The sequence below is a fragment of the Promicromonospora sp. NPDC059942 genome, assembly GCF_042731755.1.
Lineage (GTDB): Bacteria > Actinomycetota > Actinomycetes > Actinomycetales > Cellulomonadaceae > Promicromonospora.
This window is the reverse complement of the sequence record NZ_JBHWLR010000002.1, coordinates 454561-457217: the sequence shown is the minus strand read 5'-3', so window position 1 is coordinate 457217 and position 2657 is coordinate 454561. Positions and strand designations below refer to the sequence as shown.

The following is a 2657-nucleotide window of genomic DNA, read 5'->3' as shown; positions in this document are numbered from 1 at the left end:
CCCGCAGGATCTCGACGTACCGGCGCGCGGCCGCGTGGTCACCCGGTCAGCGCACGACGTCGAAGATCTGCTTCTGGATGCCGTTCTTGTACGCCTCGTGCTCGACGAGCCGAAACTTCTGCGCGGGCTTGTCGGTGTCGCTGAACAGCGGCTTGCCCTGGCCCAGGAGCACCGGGAAGACCAGCAGGTGGTAGGAGTCGACGAGCCCCGCGTCGGCGAGCGCCCGGGTCAGCGACACGCTGCCGTGCACCTGGATCTCGCCGCCGTCGGTCTCCTTGAGCCGGGCGACGTCGTCCAGCGAGCGCAGGATGGTGGTCTCGCCCCAGCTGTCGGTCAGGTCCGCGTCGGTGAGGGTCGTGGAGACGACGTACTTGGGCAGCTCGTTGTAGCGCGTGAACTCGGCCATGTCGGGCCACACGGGCGCGAACATCTGGTAGCTGGTGCGGCCGAGCAGCAGCGCGCCGGCCTCCTCCTGCTCGCGGCCCTTGAGCTCGTAGGCCTCGGGGACCATGTCCACGGTCTTGAAGGTCCACGCGGTGTCGTGCAGCTCGGGGTCTCCCCCGGTGGGGTCGACCTTGCCGTCGAGCGAGACGAAGTGCGTGGCGACGATGGTGCGCATGCGGTGGATCTCCTGTCGTGGTGGCCGCGCGGTGCGGCGTCCTGCGGGCTGGGTGCTGCGGGGCCTGGCTCTACGGGGATGGACGGGAGCGTGGCAGCAAAATCATCGGCTCCGCGCACGATTTTTTATCCGGAAGCGGAACGTCCGGAACCGGTCCTACCGTTGGTGACGTCGGCATCGCGCCGCACCACGGATCAGCACGATTACGGGAGAGAATCATGGACATCCTGCTCATCGGCGGCCTCTGGCTCGACGGTTCGGCCTGGGACGACGTCGTCCCGCAGCTCGAGGCGCTCGGCCACCGGGCCGTGCCGATCACGCTGCCCGGCCAGGGCGACGGCCGGGCGGACGCCACGCTGGCCGACCAGGTGGCCACCGTGGTCGCTGCCGTGGACGCGGCGTCCGGCAGGCCGCTCGTCGTGGGGCACTCCGCGGCGTGCACCCTGGCGTGGCTCGCGGCCGACGCGCGTCCCGAGCGGGTGGCCGGCGTGGTCCAGGTCGGTGGCTTCCCGTGGGGCGGCGGCAAGCCCTACGCCGACCTGTTCGAGGTCGTCGACGGCGCCATGGCGTTTCCCGGCTGGGAGCCGTTCGAGGGCCCGGACTCGGCGGACCTCTCCGCAGAGGCCCGGGCCGCCTTCTCGGCCAGGGCCGTCCCGGTCCCCGAGGGGGTCGCCCGCGGCGTGGTGCACCTGAACGACGAGCGCCGGTTCGACGTGCCCGTGGTGGTCGTGTGCCCCGAGTTCACGCCCGCCCAGGCGCAGGAGTGGATCGACGCCGGCGACGTCCCCGAGCTCGCGCGCGCCAAGCACGTCGACCTGGTCGACATCGACTCGGGCCACTGGCCCATGTTCACGCGGCCGGCGGAGCTGGCGCGCGTCCTGGCGGACGCGGCCGCGACGGTGTGACGACGGCGGTGTGACGGCGTCGCCGCCGGACGACGGCGGCCCGGCGCCCTCACGGCGCGGTGACCAGCTCCTGCGGGAGCACCACCGCGTCGACGAGGGCGCCGTTGCGCCACACCGTCACCTCGGTGCGCCGCCCGATGGCGTCGCCCACCATGAGGCGCTGCACGGCCGTGGTCGTCACGACGGTCGCGCCGTCGATCGCCACGAGGATGTCGCCGCGCCGGATCCCCGCGAGGTCGGCCGGGGACCGCGCGATGACCTGCGCCACCTGCATGCCGGTCCGGGAGCCGACCCGTTCCGCGACCGGCTCGGGCAGCACCACCTGCGCCCCGGCGATGCCCAGCCACGCGCGCCGCACGCGGCCGTCGCGGACCAGGGTGTCGATGATGGCCCGGGTTGTGGCGTTGACCGGCACCGCGAGCCCCAGGCCGATGCCCGCCACGGCGGTGTTGACGCCGACGAGCCGGCCCGCCGTGTCCGCGAGCGCTCCCCCGCTGTTGCCCGGGTTGAGCGCCGCGTCGGTCTGCACCACCTCGTCGATGATCCGGCCGGCACCGGTCGGCAGGGACCGGCCGAGCGCGGACACGATCCCGGCCGTGACGCTGCCCGCCAGCCCCAGCGGGTTGCCGAGGGCCACCACGAGCTGGCCGACCCGCAGGCCGGCGGCGTCCCCGAGGGGCAGGGCGGGCGGCACGTCGTCGTCCGCCCGCAGCACCGCGAGGTCGGACAGCGGGTCCCGCCCGATCACCCGCGCCGCGACCTCCGAGCCGTCGGAGAAGGCGGCGCGGACGTTCGTGGCCGACTCGACGACGTGCGCGCTCGTGAGCAGCAGCCGGTCGCCCGGGATGACCGAGGCGCTCCCGGCCCCGGCCCCACGCGCCGTCCGCACCGAGACCGCCGCGACCGACGGCAGGACGGCGTCGACCACGCGCACGATCGACGCCGAGTAGGCGTCCAGTGCCTCCTGATCGTCCATAGGTCCCATCACACACCGCGCGGCGCGGTCCGGGGAGGGGATTCGCCACGGGCAGACAGGGCCGGGCTGCTTCTCTTTGAGGCCCGGGTTTCTTTTCTTTTTTGTTCCCCCAAACAAAAAAAACCAGGGCTCAAAAAAAACGGTCAACCCGGCCGAT

At 72.9% G+C, this 2657-nt stretch carries 3 protein-coding genes; 1 reads left to right on the top strand and 2 read right to left on the bottom strand.

Going from position 1 to position 2657, the window contains the following annotated elements; translation table 11 throughout:
- Window positions 1–46: 46 nt before the first annotated feature.
- On the bottom strand, window positions 47–619 hold the full coding sequence (locus ACFV9Q_RS04535) for a dihydrofolate reductase family protein (protein ID WP_377233356.1): 573 nt from the start codon (window positions 617–619) through the stop codon (window positions 47–49).
- Between the two features lie 218 nt (window positions 620–837).
- Between ACFV9Q_RS04535 and ACFV9Q_RS04530 the strand changes: the two genes are divergently transcribed.
- Complete coding sequence (locus tag ACFV9Q_RS04530; protein WP_377233355.1) at window positions 838–1524, top strand: alpha/beta fold hydrolase; 687 nt, start codon at window positions 838–840, stop codon at window positions 1522–1524.
- 49 nt (window positions 1525–1573) lie between these two features.
- On the opposite strand, the gene ACFV9Q_RS04525 is transcribed toward ACFV9Q_RS04530, so the two are convergent.
- On the bottom strand, window positions 1574–2500 hold the full coding sequence (locus ACFV9Q_RS04525) for a S1C family serine protease (RefSeq protein ID WP_377233354.1): 927 nt from the start codon (window positions 2498–2500) through the stop codon (window positions 1574–1576).
- Window positions 2501–2657 lie beyond the last annotated feature (157 nt).